Annotated in this window: 23 protein-coding genes and 1 pseudogene; 10 read left to right on the forward strand and 14 right to left on the reverse strand. The window is 68.4% G+C overall.

Annotation, left to right across the window (positions count from 1 at the left end):
• Nucleotides 1–45: 45 nt before the first annotated feature.
• Both EAW56_RS08050 and amn read right to left on the reverse strand, forming a co-directional pair.
• Nucleotides 46–951: a Sir2 family NAD-dependent protein deacetylase gene (locus EAW56_RS08050; protein ID WP_122086065.1), complete on the reverse strand. Its 906-nt coding sequence runs from the start codon at nucleotides 949–951 to the stop codon at nucleotides 46–48.
• 26 nt (nucleotides 952–977) lie between these two features.
• Complete coding sequence (amn, locus tag EAW56_RS08055; protein WP_122086043.1) at nucleotides 978–2,369, reverse strand: AMP nucleosidase; 1,392 nt, start codon at nucleotides 2,367–2,369, stop codon at nucleotides 978–980.
• A gap of 20 nt (nucleotides 2,370–2,389) precedes the next feature.
• Here amn and EAW56_RS08060 point away from each other — a divergent pair, with 20 nt between their 5' ends.
• Entirely contained in the window at nucleotides 2,390–3,382 is a 993-nt protein-coding gene (locus tag EAW56_RS08060) for an App1 family protein (RefSeq protein WP_095537995.1), read from the forward strand.
• Entirely contained in the window at nucleotides 3,379–4,215 is an 837-nt protein-coding gene (locus tag EAW56_RS08065; RefSeq protein WP_122086044.1) for a serine hydrolase, read from the forward strand. The genes EAW56_RS08060 and EAW56_RS08065 overlap by 4 nt, the downstream gene beginning before the upstream one ends.
• On the opposite strand, the gene EAW56_RS08070 is transcribed toward EAW56_RS08065, so the two are convergent.
• Together EAW56_RS08070 and EAW56_RS08075 are read right to left on the reverse strand one after the other, a co-directional pair.
• Entirely contained in the window at nucleotides 4,196–4,789 is a 594-nt protein-coding gene (locus EAW56_RS08070; protein WP_122086046.1) for a TetR/AcrR family transcriptional regulator, read from the reverse strand. The two genes, EAW56_RS08065 and EAW56_RS08070, sit on opposite strands and share 20 nt — an antisense overlap.
• A 22-nt stretch (nucleotides 4,790–4,811) precedes the next feature.
• Entirely contained in the window at nucleotides 4,812–5,396 is a 585-nt protein-coding gene (locus EAW56_RS08075) for a TetR/AcrR family transcriptional regulator (protein ID WP_208636500.1), read from the reverse strand.
• Nucleotides 5,397–5,624: 228 nt separating this feature from the next.
• Between EAW56_RS08075 and EAW56_RS08080 the strand changes: the two genes are divergently transcribed.
• Nucleotides 5,625–6,947: a M20/M25/M40 family metallo-hydrolase gene (locus EAW56_RS08080; protein WP_122086049.1), complete on the forward strand. Its 1,323-nt coding sequence runs from the start codon at nucleotides 5,625–5,627 to the stop codon at nucleotides 6,945–6,947.
• 50 nt (nucleotides 6,948–6,997) lie between these two features.
• Nucleotides 6,998–7,540: a hypothetical protein gene (locus EAW56_RS08085; RefSeq protein WP_095538042.1), complete on the forward strand. Its 543-nt coding sequence runs from the start codon at nucleotides 6,998–7,000 to the stop codon at nucleotides 7,538–7,540.
• On the opposite strand, the gene EAW56_RS08090 is transcribed toward EAW56_RS08085, so the two are convergent.
• Entirely contained in the window at nucleotides 7,537–8,712 is a 1,176-nt protein-coding gene (locus EAW56_RS08090) for an alpha-amylase family protein (RefSeq protein WP_122086050.1), read from the reverse strand. The two genes, EAW56_RS08085 and EAW56_RS08090, sit on opposite strands and share 4 nt — an antisense overlap.
• Nucleotides 8,713–8,799: 87 nt before the next feature.
• Between EAW56_RS08090 and EAW56_RS08095 the strand changes: the two genes are divergently transcribed.
• Nucleotides 8,800–9,393, forward strand: coding sequence for a TetR/AcrR family transcriptional regulator (locus EAW56_RS08095; RefSeq protein ID WP_095554151.1), 594 nt, complete (start codon nucleotides 8,800–8,802; stop codon nucleotides 9,391–9,393).
• 4 nt (nucleotides 9,394–9,397) lie between these two features.
• On the opposite strand, the gene EAW56_RS08100 is transcribed toward EAW56_RS08095, so the two are convergent.
• On the reverse strand, nucleotides 9,398–11,065 hold the full coding sequence (locus tag EAW56_RS08100; RefSeq protein WP_122086052.1) for a glutaminase: 1,668 nt from the start codon (nucleotides 11,063–11,065) through the stop codon (nucleotides 9,398–9,400).
• Nucleotides 11,066–11,193: 128 nt separating this feature from the next.
• Here EAW56_RS08100 and EAW56_RS08105 point away from each other — a divergent pair, with 128 nt between their 5' ends.
• From EAW56_RS08105 to EAW56_RS08115, 3 genes are read left to right on the forward strand one after another with little or no spacing between them, the layout of a single operon-like run.
• Nucleotides 11,194–11,406, forward strand: a complete 213-nt coding sequence (locus EAW56_RS08105) for a helix-turn-helix transcriptional regulator (protein ID WP_095535845.1) — start codon at nucleotides 11,194–11,196, stop codon at nucleotides 11,404–11,406.
• A gap of 6 nt (nucleotides 11,407–11,412) precedes the next feature.
• Complete coding sequence (locus EAW56_RS08110) at nucleotides 11,413–11,895, forward strand: hypothetical protein (RefSeq protein ID WP_095548064.1); 483 nt, start codon at nucleotides 11,413–11,415, stop codon at nucleotides 11,893–11,895.
• A gap of 52 nt (nucleotides 11,896–11,947) precedes the next feature.
• The gene (locus EAW56_RS08115) at nucleotides 11,948–13,120 is read left to right on the forward strand and encodes a globin domain-containing protein (RefSeq protein ID WP_122086053.1); all 1,173 of its coding nucleotides are present in this window, start codon (nucleotides 11,948–11,950) and stop codon (nucleotides 13,118–13,120) included.
• Here EAW56_RS08115 and EAW56_RS08120 read toward each other — a convergent pair whose 3' ends face one another.
• Nucleotides 13,121–13,801, reverse strand: coding sequence for a helix-turn-helix transcriptional regulator (locus tag EAW56_RS08120; protein WP_095535842.1), 681 nt, complete (start codon nucleotides 13,799–13,801; stop codon nucleotides 13,121–13,123).
• A 96-nt stretch (nucleotides 13,802–13,897) separates the two neighbouring features.
• Here EAW56_RS08120 and EAW56_RS08125 point away from each other — a divergent pair, with 96 nt between their 5' ends.
• Entirely contained in the window at nucleotides 13,898–14,953 is a 1,056-nt protein-coding gene (locus EAW56_RS08125) for a hypothetical protein (RefSeq protein WP_147453269.1), read from the forward strand.
• Nucleotides 14,950–16,149: a multicopper oxidase domain-containing protein gene (locus EAW56_RS08130; protein WP_122086058.1), complete on the forward strand. Its 1,200-nt coding sequence runs from the start codon at nucleotides 14,950–14,952 to the stop codon at nucleotides 16,147–16,149. Before EAW56_RS08125 ends, EAW56_RS08130 begins: the two co-directional genes overlap by 4 nt.
• Here the strand turns inward: EAW56_RS08130 and EAW56_RS08135 are convergent.
• From EAW56_RS08135 to EAW56_RS08165, 7 genes and pseudogenes are all read right to left on the reverse strand, one after another.
• Complete coding sequence (locus EAW56_RS08135) at nucleotides 16,088–17,167, reverse strand: HNH endonuclease signature motif containing protein (RefSeq protein ID WP_095537985.1); 1,080 nt, start codon at nucleotides 17,165–17,167, stop codon at nucleotides 16,088–16,090. The genes EAW56_RS08130 and EAW56_RS08135 overlap by 62 nt on opposite strands.
• Before the next feature lie 115 nt (nucleotides 17,168–17,282).
• Nucleotides 17,283–18,587, reverse strand: coding sequence for a copper oxidase (locus EAW56_RS08140; RefSeq protein WP_122086059.1), 1,305 nt, complete (start codon nucleotides 18,585–18,587; stop codon nucleotides 17,283–17,285).
• Between the two features lie 37 nt (nucleotides 18,588–18,624).
• Nucleotides 18,625–19,155, reverse strand: coding sequence for a TetR/AcrR family transcriptional regulator (locus EAW56_RS08145; protein ID WP_095275308.1), 531 nt, complete (start codon nucleotides 19,153–19,155; stop codon nucleotides 18,625–18,627).
• Entirely contained in the window at nucleotides 19,145–20,530 is a 1,386-nt protein-coding gene (locus tag EAW56_RS08150) for an MFS transporter (RefSeq protein ID WP_122086067.1), read from the reverse strand. The genes EAW56_RS08145 and EAW56_RS08150 overlap by 11 nt, the downstream gene beginning before the upstream one ends.
• Nucleotides 20,531–20,619: 89 nt before the next feature.
• The gene (locus EAW56_RS08155) at nucleotides 20,620–21,621 is read right to left on the reverse strand and encodes a S66 family peptidase (RefSeq protein ID WP_122086061.1); all 1,002 of its coding nucleotides are present in this window, start codon (nucleotides 21,619–21,621) and stop codon (nucleotides 20,620–20,622) included.
• The gene (locus tag EAW56_RS08160; RefSeq protein WP_122086062.1) at nucleotides 21,618–22,736 is read right to left on the reverse strand and encodes a cysteine desulfurase family protein; all 1,119 of its coding nucleotides are present in this window, start codon (nucleotides 22,734–22,736) and stop codon (nucleotides 21,618–21,620) included. The genes EAW56_RS08155 and EAW56_RS08160 overlap by 4 nt, the downstream gene beginning before the upstream one ends.
• A pseudogene (locus EAW56_RS08165) lies at nucleotides 22,733–22,971 on the reverse strand (hypothetical protein); the annotation flags it as partial. The gene EAW56_RS08160 and the pseudogene EAW56_RS08165, both read right to left, overlap by 4 nt.

The raw sequence follows: 22,971 nt of genomic DNA on the forward strand, positions 1-22,971 counted from the left end.
TTCAGCAAGTTTTCGGGCAAAAGTTACCCCTTCACCCTACAACTCCTAGAGATCCAGCTCGTCCAGAATTGCGTCCATCGCGTCGGCGACCCCGGTGCGCCACAGCGTCGTGGCCTTCGGGTCGGCGCGCCCCGGCCCGCCGTTGACCACCGCGACGGGCTTTCCCTGTTTGCGGGCGTCCAGGACGAATCGGTACCCGCTCATCACCGCTAGCGACGTTCCCAGCGCCAGGACCGAAGCGGACTCGTCCAGCCACGCCCGGGCTGCTTGTCTGCGCCCCGTCGGCACATTCTCACCGAAGTACACCACGTCCGGCTTCAGCCGTTGGCCGCCGCACGCGGGGCAGGCGATCATGTGGAACCGCTCCACGTCGCTGGCGCGCAGCTCCACGTCGCCGTCTGGGTTGATCATGTTGCCGGTGACTTCCACGGAATTGAAAAAGTTGGGGTTGGCGTGGGTGAGCATGGCGTCGATAAGCGAGCGAGCGTGGCGCGCCCCGCAGTCCAGGCACACGACGTGCTCCATATCCCCGTGCAGGGCGATGACGTCGTGGGAGCCGGCGGCGAGGTGGAGGCCGTCGACATTCTGGGTGACAATACCGGTGAGCAACCCGGCGCGCTCGAACTCGACCAGGGCGAAGTGGGTGCGGTTGGGGTTGGCGGCGCGCATGAACTGCATGCCCACGAAGGCGCGCGCCCAGTAGCGGTGGACCTGGGCGGGCGAGTGCGCGAACTCCTGGTACGTCATCGGGCGGCCCTTGGTCAGGCGGCCGCCGGCGCTGCGGTAATCGGGGATGCCGGAGTCGGTGGACACGCCCGCGCCGGTGATGACCAGGACGTTGCCGCGGCGTAGCTGCGCGACGACGCGCTCGAGCGCGAGGTCCGGGTCGGTGGGCGCGGTGGTTTCGTGGACGACTCGCTCGATGGAGCGCACGGCGCTGCGGTGCGCCATCTGCACGGCCGGATCGTCGAAGGAGCTCAACGGAATGGGAGCTCTCCGATCGTGCGGCGCAGCTTGCGGGTGCGCAGGCGCTGCGGGTTCTTGGCCAGCTTCTCCATCGCGCGCACCGCGCACATCACGTGCGCCTCCTTGGAGTTGGAATAGAAGGTCTGGGCGGCCGCGGGCAGCTTCGGCACCGCGTGCAGCGGCAGGTCGGAGACCGCGAGCAGCGCACCGTAGGGCACGCGGTAGCGGTAGCCGTTTGCCGCGATGGTGCAGGACTCCATGTCCACGGCCGCCGCGGTGGAGCCGCGCAGCCACTCCCACAGGTCGCGCGGCGCCTTCCATTCCCAGTTGCGGTCGCTGGTGGAAAGGACGGTGCCGGTGCGCATGAGCGAGGTGTCGTCGCCGTAGATCTTCGCCACCGCCTTCTCCAGGGTGCGCTGGATCTCCGGAACGGCGGGGATGGGCGAGTCGGGACGGATGTGCTCGTCAAGCACGTTGTCTTTGCGCTCGTAGGCGTTGCCCAGGATGAGGTCGCCGATGCGCATGCGCGCGTCCATGCCGGCGCAGTGGCCGATCATGATCCACGCTTCGGGGCGCAGCACCGCCAGCGAGTCCGTAATTGTTTTTGCGTTCGACGGGCCGACGCCGATGTTGATCATAGTGATGCCGTCGCCGTCCTCGGTGACCAGGTCGTAGCGCGGCATCTGGAACTTCGAGCCCAGCTCCAGGTTCTCCACCGCCACCGTGTCGGAGATGGTCTCGCCGCTGGGCAGCACGAGGCGCGTGTAGCGCGAGCCCTCGCGCGCCAGCTCCGCGACGCCGAAGCGCACAAACTCGGTGACGTGCATGGCGTAGTTGGTAAACAGGATGAATTTCTGCAGCGACTCCACCTGGATGCCTGTGTAGTGTTCCAGCCGGGCCAGCGCGAGGTCGAAGCGCTGCGGACCGAAGTGGAAGAGGGGCTTCTCTTCGCCGTGGAAGGCGTCCCAGTGGCCGTCGATAATTGCGTCGTGCACCTCGTCGAGGGCGGGGCGAGGCACGAACACTGCGTTCTCCGTGTTCGCGGGGCGCGGGCCGGTACCGCGGATGTACTCGGGCGGGATGCGGGTCTCCGAGTAGCCGACGCGGATCTCGCACTCGTAGTTGGCGGTCAGCGCCTCGAGCTGCGAGCGCAGGTACGGCGCCATGAGGTCGGGCCGCGACAGCACCGCCGAGTAGGTGCCGGCCTCGTCGACGTAGCCGAAGGGCTCGGAGCGGTCCACTGGCACCCATTGCCCGATCTCCACGGAGAGCTTGGGGTAGTACACGTCCTTGTAGCGCGCGTAGTCGCCGCTGGTGAGCGCGTCTCGCGCGAGCTCACACGATGCGGTGTAGAGCTCAATGAGCTTCTCGACGGCCACGTGCGCACTCTCGACTCTGTCCATAGCGCCTAGACTACTGGCTTATGGGATTTTCAGACGTGGTCCGCTGGGCGGAGCACCGCATCAACAACGCGGACGTGAAAGCGAAGGCCCGCCGGGGCTGGGCGCCACAGGTCACGGGTTTTACCGGCTACGGCAACTCCGAGCGCGCCCGCGTGCTTGGGCGCGTGCTCATGGCGGACCCCGAGCGGGAACCGAAAACGGAGGTGGAGCGCGGCTACCGCCAGTTCTTCACCACCCAGGTTCCCGACATTGAGGTCACGGTCACGCTGGGCGCGCAGACAGTGACTGCGCAGACGAACGGCAACGGCTACCTCGAGGTACTCATCCTGGACCACGGGCTGGAGCCCGGCTGGCACACCGCCACGGTGCGCACACCGCTGAGCGCGGAGCCGAGCGAGGCGCAGGTGCAGATCATTTCGGACGACGTCACCCACGGCCTGATCTCCGATGTGGACGACACGATCATGGTGACCATGCTGCCGCGCGCCATGCTCGCCGCCTGGAACTCGTGGGTGAAAAAGACGAACACCCGCCAGCCGATCGCGGGCATGGACGACTTCTACGGCGCCGTCCTCGGCCCCGACGAGCCCACCTTCTACGTCTCTACGGGCGCCTGGAACACCTACGACACGCTCACCGACTTCATCGCGCGCGAGAAGCTGCCGCGCGGCCCGCTGCTGCTCACGGACTGGGGCCCCACCCCGACTGGTCTGTTCCGCAGCGGCAAGGAGCACAAGCGGGTGGCGCTGCGTAACCTCATCGTGGACTTCCCCAACATCCGTTGGACGCTGGTGGGCGACGACGGCCAGCACGATCCCATGCTGTATTCGGACCTGGTGCAGGAGCACCCCGACCGCGTGCGGCTCGTGGCCATCCGCGAGCTCAGCCGCTCCGAGCACATGCTGGCCCACGGCACCACCACCACGATCTCGCAGCCGGGCAACTACCGCACCATTAAGTCGATCCACGGCCACACCGGCTTTGACTTGCTCGAGGAATACCGGCACCTGTGAGCCGCAAACCGTTCGCCCTCGCCTTCGCCGGCGTCGTGATCCTGCTGGTCGCGGCGTCGTTCGTGCGCATCGCGCACACCCCCGCCGAGCCCGACTCGGACGCGCTCTCGCGCCGACTCACCGAGGTGGACGACACCGTCGGCGTCGACCCCGACTGGCTCGAGGCGGAGGTGGAAAGGATCGAGGCGGACACGGACACGAGCATTGGCATCGTGCTTATCGACGACGATGACGCCGCCGTCACCGCAGGCGACGTCACCAGCCTCGCGGCGTGGTCCACGATCAAGGTGCCGGTCGCAATGGCCGCCACGGAACACTGCGACGCGAGCGAGGAAGTGCTGGACACCCTCATCACCTCCACGATCGAGGTCTCCGACAACGGGTCGGCGGACCAGCTCTGGATGTGCCTGGCGGCCGCGGGCGGCGCGAAGAAGCTGGTCGCCGACGAGCTGGCCAAGGCGGGCGCGACGGCCACGCTCGAGGAGGCCTGGGGCACGAGCGAGTGGTCGCTGAACTCCCAGGCCCGCTACGCCCACTACCTCGCGGAACTTTCCGACCGGAAGCCCGACAACGCGGTCCTGGACAAGATGGTGCACGTGGATAAGTCGCAGTCCTGGGGCCTCGGCGCCCTGGGCATCCCGTTCAAGGGCGGGTGGAGCGACGACACCGACGGCTCCTGGCAGTCGCGGCAGCTGGGCTTCGGGCAGTTCGCCGACAAGCGCTACGGTGTCTCCATGGCCGCGATCAGCGAGGACGGCTCCTTCGAGGACACCACCGACGCGCTGGACGAGCTCGCCGAGGCACTCGCCAGCGTTAGCCCCGCTTCCGAGTAAGCAGCTGCCCCATCAGGTCGTGCACCCGGTCGACGCGCGCGGCGGTCACGCCGACGTCGATCTCGTCGCGGTACGCGGTGACGAAGAGGTGCTGGGTGCCCGCCACGATGAACATCGCGGCGTCATCGATGACCTCGTCGGTGGCCTGGATGCCGCCGCGCTCCAGCGACTTCCACAGGTTCGCACGGATCGGCGGGAACATGAGCTCGCAGATCATCTGGTTGAGTTTGCCGTGCACGGGCGAGTCGATGAGGTGGCGGATCATGCACTCGTGCGGCTCGAGCACCTCGGCGAGCTTGTGCACCTGCGCGGAGTAGTCGGTGTCGCCGTCGAAGTTGTAGGCAAAGTCGCGGTACGCCGGCCCGAGGACCGCCTCGCCCGCGGCGATGACCACGCTATCGCGGTCCTGGAAGTGCTCGTAGAACACCTGGCGGCTCACCTGCGCCGCCTTCACGATGCCGGAGACGGAAAGGTCTTCCACCTTGTGGTCAGCCAGCAGCGCGATGGTGGCGGAGATCAACGCCTCGCGGGTGCGTACCGCGCGGGGGTCGGAGCTCGATTCACGACGTGCCATAACAATTCATCTTCCTTCGGAGCTAGCTGCCCACGATCGACGCGCGCAAGAGTCCAAGCACGCTATTGGCGCGCTTCGCCGCGTCTTCTGCCGAGTCCGCCTCGCGCACCGAGGCAACCAGGAGGCGGAAGGCGCCGGCGCGGAGGAAGTCCTCCACGCCTTCCAGCAGGCTCGGCTCGAGCTCGCCCTGGCGCTCCAGGATCGCGTCCACCACTCCGCGCAGCATCGGCTGCTCCGGGGTAGTAAAGAGCTTGAGGGTATAGGTGAGCGCCGGGCCGCCGACGACGTTGAGCAGCAGGTCGCGCTCCTTGTACATGCCGGCCACGAGACCCTCGATGGCCTGTTCCGGGTCGCCGGTGCGCTCGTAGGTCTTCACGTATTCCTGAAGCAGCGGCCGAAACGTGCGCTCCATGAGCGCGCCGACGACGGCGTCGCGGCCGTCGAAGTGCTCGTAGAACACCTGCCGGCTCATGCCCGCCAGGCCCACGATCGCGGACACAGTGATGTCCTCGGTCTTCTTTTCGCGCTGAAGCGTCTCCGTCGCGTCCAGGAAGGCGTTGCGCGTACGAATCGCCCTCGGGTCCATGCTGCCTTCTCTACGGGCCACCGCTTCCACCTCTTCCCGGGTTTCTGCTCGCCTCGCCCTCAGGATCACTCAGGTTCTGATTTAAATTCTCAGCTTTCCTGATTTCTTCAGTGAGGCCAGGTCTCGCGTTATCCTCAAATATTGCGCCGTACCGTGCGGTTCAGCGCTACTCAGTATCGTTCAGTCTTCACATTAGACCGCAACAGATGTAAATTACCGCATCCGCCAAATTTAAGAAAGCTGATTTGTATGACTTTAGCGGACACTACCGTTACGCTGCTCAAAGAACTCGTCCAAATTTCTTGCGTGAACGATCTCACCCCCGATTCCGGGCAGGAATCCAAGGCCGCAGACGTCCTCGAGCGCTTCTTCGCGGACGCGCCGAACGTGCGCGTCGAGCGCTTCGAACCCCACCCAGGCCGCACCTCCATCGCGTTTACCATCGAGGGCTCGGACCCCTCCGCCGAGCCGCTCACCCTCCTCGGCCACACCGACGTGGTCCCGGTCGACGAGGCGAAGTGGACCAAGGACCCGTTCGGGGCGCAGATTATCGACGGCCACCTGTACGGCCGCGGCGCCACCGACATGCTCTACATCACCGCCGCGATGGCGGCCACCGTGCGCGACGTGGCCCTGTCCGGCACCCAGCCCACCGGCACCCTCACCTTCGTGGGCTGCGCCGACGAGGAGGCCCGCGGCGGCCTGGGCGTGGGCTGGCTGGCGGAGCACGCACCGGACGCGTTCTCCTGGAAGAACTGCCTGTCCGAGGAAGGCGGCTCCCACCTGCCGGTGCAGGACGGGTCGGATGCGGTGGTCGTCGTTATTGGCGAAAAGGGCGCGGCGCAGCGACGCCTCACCGTGCACGGCGACGCCGGGCACGGCTCCACGCCGCACGGGCGCGAGCTGACCATTGCCAAGATTGGCAAGGTGGCCGAGCGCATCGCCGCCCTGACGCCCGAGGTCAGCTCCGAGGAGCCGTGGCCCGGCTACGTGCGCGCCTGGAAGTTCGACCCCGAGACCGAGCAGGCGCTGCTGCGCGGCGAGGGCTACGAGGCGTTCGGCGAGCTGCAGCGCTACTCGCACGCGATGAGCCACCTCACCGTGGCGCCGACGGTCCTGCGCGCGGGCGGCGCGATCAACGTCCTGCCGTCCGAGGCCTCGATCGAGCTGGACATCCGCCAGCTGCCGGGCCAGAGCCAGGAGGACATCGACGACCTGCTGCGCGAGGCGCTCGGCGACCTGGCCAGTGAGGTGGAGATCACCCACCTCATCACCGAGGACGCCACCGTCTCCCCCACCGAGGGCCCGCTTTACGACGCCATCGTGGACACCTTCGCCGAGTTCTTCCCCGAAGCGGCCGTGGTCCCCACGCTCGCCGCGGGCGGCTCCGACCTGCGCTTTGCCCGCCGCAAGGGCGGCGTGGGCTACGGCTTTGCCATGCACAAGCGCGAGAACACGCTGGGTAAGGTGCTCGACCTCCTGCACAGCCACGACGAGTACGTCGACCTGACCGACGTGGAGCTCACGACGCAGGCCTACCGCAGCCTGATCCGCCGCATGGTGAACGCGTAATTTGCGCGCTCCCCTTTCACATGCGTCACATCCGTGACATACTGGCGGTCATGAAACTCCGCTCCCTTGCCATGACCGCCGCCGTCGCGGGCACGCTCGCCGCGGCCCCGGCCGCCGCCCACGCCGACGCGATTGACGACGCCCTTGCCAAGCTCCCCGCCGGCGAAATCTCTTGCGCCCAGGCCGAGAAGTACTGGACCAACGACGCCGACTACAACGCCAAGGTCCGCCAGGCCCAGACCATCGCCCGCTTTGACAGCCGCGGCCCGCAGATCCTCGACGCCCTCGCCCGCGTAGAGAACGCGGCGAACCGCTGCGGCCTCAAGGGCACCAACGGCGGCACCAGCAACGCTGCGCCGGCGCAACCGGCCCAGCCGGCCCAGCCGGCACAGCCCGCGCCGGCCACGCAGCCCGCCCAGCCCGCACCGGCCGCGCAGCAGAACCCCCAGAACGTGATCGTGCTCGCCCCGCAGGGCGCGCCGACCATCGACGTGCCGGTGGCCAACGTCGCGACCGTGCGACTGCCGGACCTGGGCGCGATCGTCCAGCAGCTGCTCGCGCAGTACGCGCAGGGTTCCTCCCTGCCGCGCTAACTCCCCCACTCGTAGAGGACCTCGGCGCCTGCGCGGATGCGCACGCCCGGCGCGGGCTCGAGCCACGCGTCGGTCTGGATCTCCTCGCCGTTTTCGCCACGACTCCGCACGGAGATCGTGGCGTTTTCCTTGTCCAGCACCTCCACGTCGGCGTGGGTGAGCCACTGGTTGCGGCGGCGCACGCCGATCAGCTTCTTGTGTTCCTCGAAGACCCACTGGCCCAGCTCGGAGAGTTCTGCCGGGGAGGCTGGGAGGGGAGGGCGGATGGCGTCGTCAGCCGCGAAGCCCTCGCCGCGCACCCCCTCGAAGCCCTGCTCGTCGCCGTAGTAGATGCTGGGCATGCCGGGCAGGCTCATGAGCAGGGCGAGCGCGACGATCTCCCCGTCCTGGCCCACCTTGGAGGCGATGCGGTCGACGTCGTGGTTGCCAATGAAGATGTTGGGAAGCGTCCGCTTAGCAATGTCGCGGTGGCGGCCCAGCGCGTGGTCGAGCTCCCAAAAGTTGGTGTCTGAGATGGAGGACCAGAGCGCCTTCCACAGCTCGTACTGCGTGACGGAGTCGAGCGTGCCCGCCTCGGCGATCTCGGCGTAGTCGCCGTGGATGACCTCGCCGAGGATGCACACGTCGGGGAACTCCTCGCGTACCCGCCCAAGCACTGTGCGCCAGAACTCGGCGGGCACGGAGTAGGCGACGTCGAGACGCCAGCCCTGGATGCCGCGGCGCAGCCAGTGCAGCATGATGTCAGTCACCGCGTCCTGGACCCTGGGGTCGTCGTGGTGCAGGGTGGCCAGCTCCTCATGGCCCTCCCAGTCGGTGCCGCCGGCGAGGCCTTCGGCCACCCACGGGTGGGTGCGCGCGACGTGGTTGAACACGCCGTCGAGCATGACCTGAATGCCGCGCTCGTGGCAGGCGGCGACGAAGTGGTCGAAGTCGGCGTCGTCGCCAAGCCTGGCGTCGATGCGGTAGTGGTCGAGCGTGTCGTAGCCGTGCGCGACGGACTCGAAGATGGGGCCGAGGAGGATGCCGTTGCAGCCGAGCTCGATGAGGTAGTCCAGCCACGCCTCGAGGCGGGGAAGGCGGTGTGCGGCATCCTTTGCGTCGCGAATGGGGGCACCCGTCGCGCCAAGGGGGTAGACGTGCCACCAGAGAGCGTCTACGAGCTGCTGTTTCACGGTTTTTCCCTTTCGTCAGCGGACAACGTTCAGAATTATATTGATATTCAATGCATGTAAAACTTGTGCGTGTGTACGATGTAGCGCATGACAGAACGCCACACGACGCACGCGCCACAGCGGCGCCTGAGCGTGGAGGAGCGGCGCCAGGAAATTCTCGACGCTGCCACGGAGATCTTCTCCACCACGCCCTACAGCGAGGTCCCCACCCAGCGTATCGCCGATCACTGCGGCGTGTCCCAAGGCTTGGTGTTCCACTACTTCGACTCCAAGGCCGGCCTGTACACCGCCTTCCTCGAGCGCACGGCCATCAACCTGCACAACGCCCAGATCGCCGCAGCTGAGGGGCTCGAGTCCTCCGACACCGAGGAAATCGTGCGCCGCGGGCTGGACATCTACCTCAACTACATCGAGACGCACCCGTTCGTGTGGTCCACCGGCAAGCGCGGCGGCGAGGAGCCGATCGAGGCGATCCACCTGCGCATCGAGCGCCACGACACCACCGTGCAGGCGCTGTGCGACTTCCTCGGCCGCAGTGACGACCGCGCGCGCATCGCCGTCTCGGGGCTCATCGGCTTTATCGACGCCATCGCGCTGGACTGGGTCGACGACGGCTGCCCCGCCGAGCAGCGCGAACTGCTCATCAGCACCGCCTCCGCAGCCTTCCTCGCGGCGCTCTAGCGCGCTACCGCTCGCCGCGGTGCCGGATCAGCGGCTCGAGCCGCTCCTGGATGCGCTCCCGCCACGCCTCCACGGCCTCCTTGTAGCCCTCGCCGTGCGGGTGCATGCCGCGGTGGGTGAACGTGACCTGGGTCTCGCCGTCCTCCTGCTCGCTGTCGCTGAGCTCGAAGATGAGCGAGGTGTCGTCCCAGTCGCGGTCCTCCTTGTCCTTGCCCGTGGTCTCGGTGTGCCAGACCAGGCGGTCGCCCACCTCGGACTCCTCGACGCGGAATTCCGCGTACTGGTCGTCGGTGTCGAAGTGGAACTCGCCGCCCTGCTCGGAGGCCGAGCCCTCGATGTGGTCGACGTGCTCGTCCCACCACTCCTGCGGAGCGGAGATCGCCCGGAAGACCTCGGTGCGCGACCCCGGCACGGTGAAGGTAGTGGAGAAGTCCTTGATGGCGGGGACCTTCGTGCCGTCGGAAAACTCGTAGTCCGGCATCGCGCCGTCGGGGTCGTAGATGCGCACGTCCAGGCCGGTGTCGCGCAGGTGGCGCATCCCCTCCTTGATCAGCAGGCGCCCGGCCTTGTTAAAGCTGGTCACGTTGGACACGTCGAGCACCAGCGTGCCGCCCACGATGCGCTCGCTGGCCAGGTCGTGCAGGATGTTCTCCGCGGCGGTGAAGTTGATCATGCCCTGCAGCTCCACCACGGTGCAGTCCTCGCGCCGCTCCACCGACCGAATGCCCGGCGCGGCGTAGAAGTCCGCGCCCATCAGGTTCAGCCCGAGCGAGGCGGACATCTCGCGGAAGATCTTCACGCCGCGCACCGAGTTGCCCTGCTCGTTGAGCCGCGGGCTTAACGACGCCAACCCCAACTGCCCCGGCATCGTCCCGATCAACCCGCCGGCGACGCCGGATTTCGCCGGGATGCCCACGTTGACCATCCACTGCCCCGACCCGTCGTACATGCCGGCCGACGTCATCACCGCCTGCGTGATCCGGCACGAGCCGGCGGACAGGACGCGCTCGCCAGTAATCGGCTGCACGCCGCCGTTGGCCAGGGTCGCCGCCATGGTGGCCAGGTCGCGCACCGTGACCAGCACCGAGCACTGCTGCGTGTACGAGTCGATCGCGTCGTGCGCCTGGTCCTGCACCATGCCGAACTCCCGCAGCAGGTGCGCGATGGCCAGGTTGCGGTGGGCGGTGCCGAGTTCGGACTGGACCAGCGACTCGTCGATACGCAGCTCCCTGCCCGCGAGCCGGGAGAAGTACGCGCGGATCTTCTCTACCCGCTCCTCCACCGAGGACTCGGCGCCGTTGATCATCTGGTTCACCGCGATCGCCCCCGCGTTGATCATGGGGTTGGCGGGGCGGTGCGTGCCCTCCTCCAGCGAGATCGCGTTGAACGCCTCGCCCGACGGCTCCACGCCCACGTACTTGTGCACCTCCGCCGCGCCGAGCTCCTCCAGCGCGAGCGCGTACACGAACGGCTTGGAGATCGACTGGATGGTGAACTCGTACTCGTCATCCCCCACCGAGTACAGGTTTCCCGAGGTCGTGCACAGCGCCACGCCCAGCTTGTCGGGGTCCGCGGCGGCCAGCTCGTCGATGTAGTCCGCGACCTCGCCGCTGTCGTCGTCGCGGACGAGGCCAAGGATGCGGTCAAGGTAGGCAGGCACAGGCGTCGGCATGCGCGCCAGTCTAGAGCGTTTCGCTTATCGACGCTCCCACATTTCCTTTTTGTCTAGTTTCCTTTACATCGTGGCGTGTTTGGTTTATATTTTGCCGTAGGCGCTTACGAGACACGAAAGGAGCGCTGATGCCAGACACACACGAAAACATGGTCCGCAAATGGCGGCGGTGGCAGGAACTCTCCCAAGCCGACCTCGCCGCGCAGGTGGGAGTGTCCCGCCAGACCATCGCCAACATTGAAAAAGGCAACTACTCCCCCTCCGTCCACCTCGCACTCGACATCGCACACACCCTCGGCAAAACCGTCGAAGCCCTCTTCGGCGACGACCAGGAAGGATAACTCCCCATGTTGAAGCAGTACGGCGACAAGAAAGTCGCCCTGGCCAACCAAGGCACCGACGACGAATACCAGCAGCAGATCCTCCACCAGTCCAGCACCGTGACCTCGGAGACGCTCAAGTACACGACCACATTCATCATGGCGATCCTCGCGTGGGTCCTGCCCGACGGCGCCGCCATCTACTCGCTGCTGGCCTTGCTGCCCGTCACGCTCGCGCAAACCGCCGGCGCGCTGTGGATGCAGAACTACGCCCCGCGGCCCCGCCCGCCCAAGATGTTCACCCTTTCCACCCTGCCCATCTGGATCCTCTTCGCGATCGCTCTCGCCGGCATCGCCTTCACCGACTTCGACGGCGACCGCAGCGGCACCATCGGCATGGTCATCGGCGCGCTCATCGGCGGCGGCGCGGCGGCCATCTTCGCCCCGCGCCTCCAGCGCCGCAAGCGCCGCGACGACGAGGAGCGCCTCGCCACGGACCTCGAGGACTAGTTTTGACGGGTACAGTCGGTGTTAATTGTTCAACGGCACGAAAGGACACCGCATGTACCTGCAGGAAAAGCCGGACCCGAAGCTCAACCACCTCAGCGAGGAGCACGCCGAGATCATCAAGGCCACGCTCCCGCCGGTGGGTGAGAACATCGAGACCATCACGAAGACGTTCTACAACAAGATGTTCACCGCGCACCCGGAGCTCATCGCCAACACCTTCAACCGCGGCAACCAGAAGCAGGGCGCGCAGCAGAAGGCGCTCGCGGCCTCGGTCGCGACCTTCGCCACCCAGCTCGTGGACCCGAACGCGCCGGACCCGGTCATGATGCTGGACCGCATCGCCCACAAGCACGTCTCGCTGGGCATCCGCAAGGACCAGTACCAGATCGTGCACGACAACCTCATGGCCGCGATCGCGGAGGTGCTCGGCGACGCCGTGACCCCCGAGGTCGCCGAGGCGTGGGACGCCGTCTACTGGCTCATGGCCGACGTGCTGATCAAGCACGAGGCGAAGCTCTACGAATCCGACGGCGTGACCGACGGCGACGTCTTCCGCCGCGCCGAGGTCACCGCCAAGGAGCAGCTCACCGACTCCGTCTACGCGTACACGCTCACCGGCGACTTCACCGCGCCGCGCCCCGGCCAGTACACCTCCGTGGGCGTCACGCTTGACGACGGCGCCCGCCAGCTCCGCCAGTACTCCATCATCGAGGGCGACGAGCACTCCTACCGCATCGCCGTGGAGACCGACGGCGAGGTCTCGACCTTCCTGCGCGACCACGTGGCCATCGGCGACACCGTCGACGCCACCCTCGCCGCCGGCGACCTGGTCCTCCAGGACAGCAACAACCCGGTCGTGCTCATCTCCAGCGGCATCGGCTCCACCCCGATGGTGGGCATCCTGGGCCACCTCTCGCGCACCCACTCGGACCGCAAGGTGACCTACCTCCACGCCGACAACTCCGAAGATTCCTGGGCGCAGCAGGCCGAGACCCGCGCCCTCGCGGAAGCGCTTGCCGACGCCAACGTCACCGCCACCTTCCGCAGCCAGGACCAGCGCATCAACGTCGCCGAGGCCGACCTCGCCGGCGCGGACGTCTACCTCTGCGGCGGCGCGAACTTCCTTCAGGGCATCCGCGACGACATCGCGGCGCTGCCCGCCGACAAGGCGCCCGCCAACGTCTACTTCGAGCTGTTCAGCCCGAACGACTGGCTGATCAACTAGCTACTCCACCTCGGTGATGCGGGCCCCGCACTCGTGGGGCCGGTCGAACGGCAGAAGCTCCACCTGCATGCGGCCCGCCTTGCCGTCCACGTAGCCGGCGTGCAGCGCGCACACCGCCGGGCTCGGCGCCCGGCCGGGGTCGGTGACAAACGGGCACGCCTTGAGGGAGAGCTCGCGTGAGGTGTCGGTGGCGGCATCGTCGCGAAGCGCTGGATCGAACCCCATATCCCGCAGGATCCGGGCGACCTTCTCGGTCGCCTCGTCCAGATCCCGCGGCGTGCCGCCATGCCTCGACGACGCCTCCTTCGCCCACTGCCGCCCCACCTCGCGCGCTCGCTCCAGGTCGTCGCCGGCGATCGCGGTGGCCAGCATGTCAACCAGCTCGACGTACTCGCTGGTCACGTCCGCGTTCCGCGCCACGCGCGCGGTAAAGATGTGCGACGGCCGCCCCCGCCCGGTCGTGCGCGCCTGCCTGCGCACCACGAGCCCGTGGGCGATGAGCTCGTCAAGGTGCCCGCGGACCGTGTTGATGTGCATGCCCAGTTCCTTCGCCAGCTCCGTCACCTGCGCGCCCTGCGGGAACTGCTGCAACGCGCCAAAGACCTCGCGCTGCTTCGCGCTCAGCTCCGCGGCCGCGGTGGTGAGATCGGAAGTGGGGCGCGGCGTCCGGTGTCGGTCCATGCTTCGCACCTTTCTTGGACAGTTGCGTGCGTTCATTATATGAACCACGCCCTGACCGCCTTGTTTGACCCCTCCCAGCTTAGTACGATTATTACTGTGCAAAAAGTAGTGGGCGTGCTCGTGGCATGCTGGGCCGCCGTCTCGCTCGCGGCCGCGCTCGCCGGCGCGTCGCGCTGGACGGTGATCCACCCGCTCACGCTCGGCGTGGTCACGACCGCCATCCAGGCCTACTCCACCCACTTCGCCGACGCGCTCACGCGCACCGCCTCCCGCCCCGCCGGGCTGGCCGTGCGCATCGCGGCGGTCAACCTGGCGCTCGTCGCGCTGCTGCTGGGCGCGCCGCTGGCCATTCCGGCCGCCGTCGCTGCGGCCGCGCTGTGCTGGCACGGGGTGTCCATCGCCCGCAAGCTGCGCCGCGGCCTCACCAGCCCGTTCGCCAGCACCGCCCGCTGCTACGTCGTCGCCGCCGCGTTCTTCACCCTCGCCGCCGCCGTCGCCGTGGGCTCGCGGCACGTGGGGCCCTCGCTTATCGACGCCACCATCGCCGCCCACTCCCGCCTCGCCGTCTGGGGCTTCGCGTGGACCACCATCGCCGGCACCGTCATCACCCTGCTCCCCACCATGACGGGCAACCGCGCCTCCGCAACCGCCCGCGCCCGCCTCCCCCGCGCGCTGCTCGCCCACTGCATCGCGCTGCCGGCCGCAGCCGCCGCGGCCCTGGCCAGCCCGCAGCTCGCCGCGGTGGCGCTCGCGGTGTGCGCGCTCGCGTGGTCCTACGCGCTGCAGCCCGTCCTCGCCGGCGCGCTGTTCACGCCCGGGCTGTCGGCCCCCGCGGTGAGCGTCGCCGCCGGACTGCTCTGGCTGCTCGGCGCCATGTTTGCCGACGCCGCAACACTCGCCACCGGTGCCGTCCGCTTCCCCGCAAACCTGCTCACGTTCCTCCTCGCCGCCGGGCTCGCCCAGGTCATCGCGGGCGCGATCGGCCACCTGCTGCCGGTCCTTGCCCGCGGCACGCGCGAGCCCGACAACGGGTTCATCAAAGTCGGCGTGGTCAACGGCGGCGCGCTCGTCGCCCTGGTCAGCCCGCGGATCGGGCTTGCCATACTGGGAGTAGGACTCGCGCTCCACGCAAGAAAGGTAGCTGTCCCATGAAACGAACCGAATCCCTGGCCTGGGGGCTCATCGCCCTCGTGGTCGCCGTCGTCGTCGGGCTCACGCTCGCGTTCAGCGGCTCAGACACGCCCAGCACGCAGGCGGTGAGCAGCGAAGACGCCACTACCGTCGACGTGGACATCCAGGGCATGTCGTTCGTCCCCGCGAGCGTCGCGGTGGAGCCGGGCACCCGGCTCGTCCTCAACATCACCAACTCGGACACGCAGCAGCACGACCTGAAGCTCGGCGGCGAGCACAGCGGCCGCATTGACCCCGGCGAGACCGTCACCCACGACTTCGGCGTCTTCACCGAGGACACCCAGGGCTGGTGCACGATCGCGGGCCACAAAGCCATGGGCATGACCTTTGATGTGGTGACGAGCGGGAAGGGGGAAGAGGAGGCGTCGATAGGCACTGCCCGCGACGCCACGCTGCAGCCCGCGAGCGGCGAACTCCACGAGGAGACCTGGGTGATGCACGACGACGGCGACTCCTGGACCTTCGCCGACCAAGCGCCCGGTCCGACGCTGCGCGGCAAGGTGGGCGACCGGTTCCGCATCACCGTGGAAAACCACGGGCAGATGAGCCACTCGATCGACTTCCACGCCGGCGAAGTCAGCCCCGACGAGGTGATGCGCGAGATCCCACCGGGCGACAAGGTGGTCTACGAGTTCACCGCGCGGCGCTCCGGCATCTGGATGTACCACTGCGGCACGATGCCGATGAGCCTGCACATCGCAAAGGGGATGGCCGGCGCCCTCATCATCGACCCGCCGGACCTCAGCCCCGTCGACGCGGAGTACGCGCTGGTCGCGCACGAGATTTACCACGACGACGACAGCATCCCCGCCGGCGAGTACGACGCCACCGCGTTCAACGGCACGCCGAACCAGTACGTCGAGCACCCGATTGAGGCGCACGTCGGCGACACGGTCCGCGTCTGGGTCCTCGACGTCGGGCCCGACAACCCGGTCAGCTTCCACGTCGTCGGAGAAATCTTCGACACCGTGTACAAGGAAGGCGCCTATTCGCTTCGCGACGCCCACGACACCGGCTCCCAGGCCCTCGACCTCCTCGCCGCACAGGGCGGGTTCGTGGAGTTCACCTTCGACGAGCCGGGCACCTACAGCTTTGTCAACCACCAGATGACGGATGCGGAGAAGGGCCAGCGCGGCCAGTTTGTGGTCCGTCCGTGACGGTGCGGTACGGCGCGCGGGCCACGTGGTCCGCGCCGGTGGGCGTGACGCTTCCCGACGGCGAGACGTACACAATCCGCCCGCCCCGCCGCTCCGTGCGCCCGCGGGAGGCGCGGCCCGCCTGGTAGTTGTGGTACCGGCACAGCCAGCCCAGGTTGTGGACCGCGGTCTCGCCGCCGTGCTGGTGCTCGGTCATGTGGTGGGCGTCGCAGCGCGAGGCCGGCACGTCGCAGTCCTTCCACGTGCACGTCGCTGAGTCCGCAAGCATCATCTCGCGGTGCTTCGGCGTGGCCAGGCGCATGTCGTAGGCGTTGACGGGCCCGTCCATCGCGCCGACGAGGATGATGTGCCCGAACTGCGAGAGTCGCTGCCGCACGAACTCCTCGCCGGACATGACCACCCCGTTGGCGAAGCGGACCTGCACGTCGTCGCCGGCGCCGGAGACGATCCGGACGTAGTCGCCGAGGTCCAGGTTCACGCTGAGCTTCAGCAGGTAGTCGGCCCGCGGGCAGTCCTGGTCGAGCCAGGCGGCGACGTCGTTCTTCGCGGCGTCGTAGGCCGCCTGGACGTCCAGCGCGGGGCCGGTCACGCGCAGGGTGGCCTGGCCGTCGCCGTGGTGGGTGACGCGCGCGCACGCGGTGCGCGGCGCGCGCGGCTGAAGCTCCTCCTTCAGCTCCGCCGCGCGCTTGCGGATCAGCGACAGGTCCCCCGGCGTGTTGCACAGCGTGTCGATGTAGCGCCACCGCTTCGTCGCGTCCTTGATCCCGTTCGCCGTCCTCGCAATGTACGCGAGCGTCTCGATCCGGTGCCCGTGCTCCCGCGCCCCGTCGTGCGCCCGCTGCTGGTAGCGCGAGTGGGACGCGCGGCCGCAGAGCGTGCGCGCCGCCGCGACCAGCTGCTTCGCGCGGTCGTACTGGACCCCCTCGTCACGCACCTCGCGGGCAGACTTGCCCGCCGCGGCGGCGACGAAGTCGAAACCGCTGCGGTCAAACCGGGCGAGCTGTGCGAGTGCGTTCATGGCAGCAACAATATCCGAAACAGCAGCGAAAATGAGGAAATGTGAGAAGTCCCCCAGTTCCCGCAAAAATGGAACCGGGGGCCGGGTTGCTGCGTCTAATACGGTTTGGGGGTTTTCAGCTCAGCACGGCGATGAGCACGCCCAACACGACGAGCGCGGCGGCGGATTGGGTGGCGGGGTGTTGGGTGGGTGTGGCGTCGATAAGCGAATCCTTGCCCTTGAGCACCCCAACCTGCGCGCGGATCGCGCGGGCCATGAGCGGCAAAAACGCGACGAGCACGCCGAAGCAGAGGACGCTCATCACCACGCGCAGCCACGAATTGTCCGTGGCCAGCCAGCACGCGAGCGAGCCGTTGAACAAGACGACGCGGAAGTACGCGGCGCGCGACAGTTCCGCCAGGCCGGCGCGGACGGCGCGCGGGCCACCGCCCATCGTCGTTGGCAGCAGGTAGCTCATCGTGCCGATCAGGAGCTGGGCGGCGAAGCCGAGCATGAGCGCGAGCGTCGGCAGGTCCGGCGTGGTGAGGCGGACGGCGAACCAGATGAGCGTGACGATCAGCCAGATCAGCGACGCGAAGACGCTCAACCCGGCGTAGGTGACGCGGCCGCGGGGGTCGCGAAGCACGTCGAGGACGTTGACCAGGAATCCGTGGAACGTCCACAGCCACGCGGCGATGTACACAACCGTGCCCGCGCTGGCCAGGAGGTCCAGCCCCGCGAGCGCGCCGCAGCTGGCCACGATCACGCCCGCGACCGCCAGCGGCACCGAGACCCCCGCCCGGTCGTGCATCCCGTTGACCCGCCACATGCTGGGGAACAGCACGGTCAGCGACGCCAGCGCCGCCAACCCCACGAACCCGCCGACGTTGGTGACCAGGTGCGCGAGCCGGACGCGCTCCTGCCAGTCGCCGGGCAGCCCGAACGACAGCGCGGAGCCGAACGCCACGCCGACGGGCAAAAACACCGCGCTGGCCACGTAGCCGAGCACCACCGGACGGAGCCGCTTGTCGCGCCCGGCGCGCCGTACCTGCGCGTACAGCTGCCACGAGTGCCAGCCCAGCACTCCCGCGACGATCGCGGCGCCGACCCAGGTCAGCACGTAGTGCCCGCGCCACCACCCGGCGAGGAACTGCCCCACCAGCACGCACACGACGCCCGCGTTGAGCGCCCAGGTGCGGCGCAGCTGCGCGGGCCGGGCGCTTTCGGGGAGCCGCTGCTGCAGGAACCGTTCGGTGAGGTTTTGCGACCACAGCACCACCGAGTTGGTCAGGATGCCCAGCGTGAACACGTGGATGAGCAGCCACCGCGGCTCGGGCACGAGCGGGTGCGCAAGCCCGATCACGATGAACACGACCATCCAGACCATCACCGGCCTGGACGCGCGCCGGTGCCAGGCGTGCGCGCTCCATTTCTTCGGCATGGCACTAACCTAACATTTACTCCAACTAAAGTTGTATTTAATTGAGGAGCTGGAGCAGCTTCTCGACGATCACCGCCCGGTTCCCCTCCGCCAGCGGCCTCGCGTAGATGTGGTCGTGCGCCCAAAGCCCCGACGCCAGCACCGACGCCGCCAGGAGGTCCGGGTCCGTGGCCGTGTCGTCGGGGCGCGGCAGCCACCGGTCCTCCACCTCCAGCCACGGGCGCGTGTAGTCGGGGTGGGTGTGGGCGTGGAGGGTGACCAGTAGCTCGGCGAGCGGCTCGTGCTCGCTCATGGTCACCAGCATCGCCCGGTAGCGCTCGCGCGGGGCGAGGTCGGCGGCGTCCCCGCCGGCGCGGGCACGCACCTTGTCCTCCCACAGGCCCGCGGTGTACTCGTGCAGCCCGACGAGGAGCTCGTGGCGCGACGGGAAGTGGTAGAGCAGGCCGGACTTGGACAGGTCCGTCTCGGCGGCGAGCCGGTCGTAGGTGACCGCCTCGATGCCGCCCGGTCCAGCGACGATGGCGTAGGCGGCGCGCAGGATCTCGGCGCGCTTGCTTTTACGCGGCATGGAGTTCTCCAGACTTCGGGTTGTCGCGGAAGCACCACCAGGTCGCTGCGGCGAACGCCAGGGCCGCGGCGGCGAGGAGGAGCAGGACCGCGTGGTAGGCGTCCGCGTAGGCGGTGGCGGCTGCGGGGCTGGGTGGGCCGCTATACAGTGCCTCCATGCCCTGCGGGAAGCGGCGCTCGAGCCACAGCGGGAGGAGCGAGCCGGTGACGGCGACGGTGAGCAAGGTGCCAAACTCGTACGAAACCTCCTCGACGCCCGCGGCCATGCCCGAGCGGTGCCGCGGCGCGGCGCCGAGGATGGCGATCGAGCTCACCGACATCACCGAGCCGGCGGAGAACCCGAGGAGGACGAGCGCGGCGAGCTCGAGGACGAGGCCGTCAGCGGAGTCGCCGGCGATGAGCAGCGCGGTGCCCGCCGCCGCGCCCAGGAAACCGCCGCCGATGAGCGGGAGGAAGCCGATGCGGTGCAGGTTCGCTCCGCCGACCACGGAGGCCGGGATCGCCGCGACGGCCATCGCCGTGATCACCGCGCCCGCGTGCAGCGGGGAAAAACCGCTGACCAGCTGCAGTTTCTGCGAGGTCATCAGCTCCACGCCCGCGAGGACGAACATCGCGCCGGCCGCCGCGACGACGCCGCCGGAGAACAGGCGGGACCGGAAGATGTCGAAGGTGAGCAGCGGGTCCGCCAGCCGGCGCTGCCTGCGCGCGAACAGCCAGCCCGCGAGCAGGCACACGACGACCGCGCCCCCGACCAGCGTCGCCGAGCGGTCCGGGTTGGCCACGCCCTTGATGGTCATGGTCAGGCCGGAGAGCGCGAACAGTGCGTAGATGGAGGAGATGATGTCCCAGTGCTTCGCCGGGTTGGTCACGTTCTCCGGCGCGAGGGCGAACGTGGCGATGAGCGCGACGACCACGATCGGCACGTTGATGAGGAAGACGGAGCCCCACCAGAAGTGTTCGAGCAGCGCGCCGCCGACCAGGGGGCCGAGCGCGGCACCGACGACCGCGACGGAGGCCCAGATGCCGATGGCGGTGTTGCGCTCCCGCTCGTTGGGGAAGGTGAGGCGGATCAGCGCGAGCGTGGCGGGCATCATCACCGCGGCGCCGAAGCCGAGGAGGCCGCGCGCCGCGACGAGCCACCACGCGCCCGGCGCGAACGCCGCGGCCAGCGACGCCACCCCGAAGATGCCCAGGCCGATGAGCCACATGAGACGGTGGCCGATTTTGTCGCCAAGCGTGCCGGTGCCCAGCAGCAGCCCGGAGAGCACCAGCGGGTACGCGTTAATGATCCACAGGGACTGCGCGGGCGTGGCGTGCAGCTGGGCGCTCAGCGCCGGCAGCGCGGTGTACAGGATCGAGTTGTCCAGGCCGATCATGAGCAGGCCCGTGGAGACGACGGCGAAGAAGGTCCAGCGTTGGGCGGAGGCGGAATGTGTCACGCGCCGAAACTGTAATGACCGTCCGTTTAGGTTTCAAGGCGGGGGAAGCGTATGGAGGCGTCGTCAAGCACCTGCACCTGCGCCTCCCCGCCCACGGGGAACGTGAGCAGCGGGTTCGTGTGGCCGAAGCTCGCGTTGGCCACAACTGGCTTGCCTTCAAGCTCCGGGATCGAGGCGACCGTTTCCTCGAGCATCTCGCGCGTGACGCGGCTGGCGGTTTGGAAGCGGCCGATGACCACGCCCTCGATGCCCTCGCCATCCGGCATCTGGAGCAGAGAGACGAGCTCGCGACGGAAATCCATCACGCTGTACTTGCCCGTCACCTCGGCGAAGAGGATCGCGCGCTCGAGCGACGGCATGAACTCCGTGCCGGCGAGCAGGCCCAACGTGCCCAAATTCGCGCCGAGCGCCACGCCGTGCGCGGTACCCGACTGGATCGGCCACCAGCCGTCGTCCGGCTCGCGGGTGCGATTGTCCTGGTTGATAAACCAGTCGTCGTCGGTGAACCAGGTGCCCGGCTGCCACTCGATCGGGTCAAGGCCAAACGCCGCGCGCTCGAAACACGCGCGGGTCACGTCCGAATGATCTCGCATCCCGAGCGTGGACCAGTGCGGCCCGATGTATGTGGCAATGCCCGTGCGGGCGTAGATGCCGTTCGCGATCGCCGAGATGTCCGAATTGCCACACAGGAACTTCGGGTTGGCGGCAATGAGGTCGAAATCCAGGTGTGGCAGGACCTCATTACTGGTAAACCCGCCGATCACGCTCATGATGCCCGCCACCTCGGGGTCCGCAAACGCGTCGTGCAGGTCCGCGGCGCGCGACTCCGCCGAAGAGGACCAGAACATGTCGGACTCGCGCACATTCTCGCCAAACGAGACGCTCATGCCAAGGTCCGCGAGCCGCGCGTTCGCCAACTGCTTCACGTAGCGCCCGGCCTGCCCCTGCTCCACGTACGCGAGCGAACGGGACGGGGCGACCACGCGGATGGTGTCGCCCGCTTGCAAAGGTCGCGGGTAGATAGTCATTGCTCCGACATTACCCGCACGATCGCGTCGATCGTGTCTGACGGAAGTGGCGCGGGCAGGCTGAAGCGCAGCGCGGACTGGGCGAGCTCGGGCGAGTAACCGAGCGCGGTGAGCACCGGCGAGGGTTCCGCGCTGCCCGCCCGGCAAGCCGAGCCGGAGCTTGCCGCAAACCCCGCGACGTCGAGCGCGACGAGCAGTGCCTCGCCGCTGATGCCCTCGACGACGAAGGAGGCGTGGTTGGGCAGTCGCTCGGTGCGGTGCCCGGTCAGCTGTGCGCCGGGCACATGCTTCTCGACGCCCACGATCAACGCATCCCGCGACGCCATCACCTCCAGCGCGCACTGCCCGGCGCGCGCTTGCTGCGCTTGTACCGCCGCAGCAAACCCGGCGATCCCCGCCACGTTCTGCGTGCCGGCGCGGCGCCCGCCCTCCTGTCCGCCGCCGTAGATGACGGGCTCGAGCGGCACGTCGCGCGGCAGAAGCAGCGCGCCGACACCGGCCGGGCCGCCGAACTTGTGCGAGGCCAGCGCCACCGTGGTCGCACGCGGACCGGGCCAGCCGCCCGCGGAGAGATCGACCGGCAAGTTCGCGGCGGCTTGCACGGCGTCGAGGTGCAGCGCCACCTGCGCGGGGACGTCGGGCACATCGGCGACGGTGCCGACCTCACTGTTGGCCAGGCCAAGCGCGACGAGCGTGGTATCCGGGCGCAAAAGCCGGTCCAGGTCGGCCTGTGCGATCCGGCCGGAGGGGTCGACGGGCACGTAGTCCACCGCAAAGCCGTGGAACCGCTCCAGTGCGGCGCAGCTTTGCAGGACCGAGGAGTGCTCGATGGGTGAGGTGATGATGTGGCGGCCGCGCGGGGCGGCCAGGGCGCGGCCGATGATGCCGAGGTTGTTGGCCTCGGTGCCGCCGGAGGTGAACACCACGCCCGCGGGGTGCACGCCGAAGGCCTCGGCGATCGTGGTGCGGGCCGACTCGAGGACTTTCGCGGCGCGCTCGCCCGCGGAATGCACGCTCGAGGGGTTGGCGCAGGCCGCATCATAGACCTGCAGCATCGCGGCGCGGGCCTCGGGCAGAAGCGGGGCGGTGGCGGCGGCGTCGAGGTAGGCGCTCACTCGTCTGCGACCTCATCGACCTCATCGACCTCATCGACGCTGTCGAGGCCCAGGTCGAGCGCGCGGGCGCTGTGGGTGAGCTTGCCCACCGAGATCACGTCCACCCCACAGGCGGCGAGCTCGGCGACGGTGTCGAGGTTGACGTTGCCGCTGGCTTCGGTGGGCACGTGGGCGTCGATAAGCGAGACTGCCTCGCGCAACTCGGCGGGCGAGAAATTATCCAACATGATGCTGT

The sequence above is a fragment of the Corynebacterium gottingense genome (genome assembly GCF_003693265.1).
In the GTDB taxonomy this organism is placed as follows: domain Bacteria; phylum Actinomycetota; class Actinomycetes; order Mycobacteriales; family Mycobacteriaceae; genus Corynebacterium; species Corynebacterium gottingense.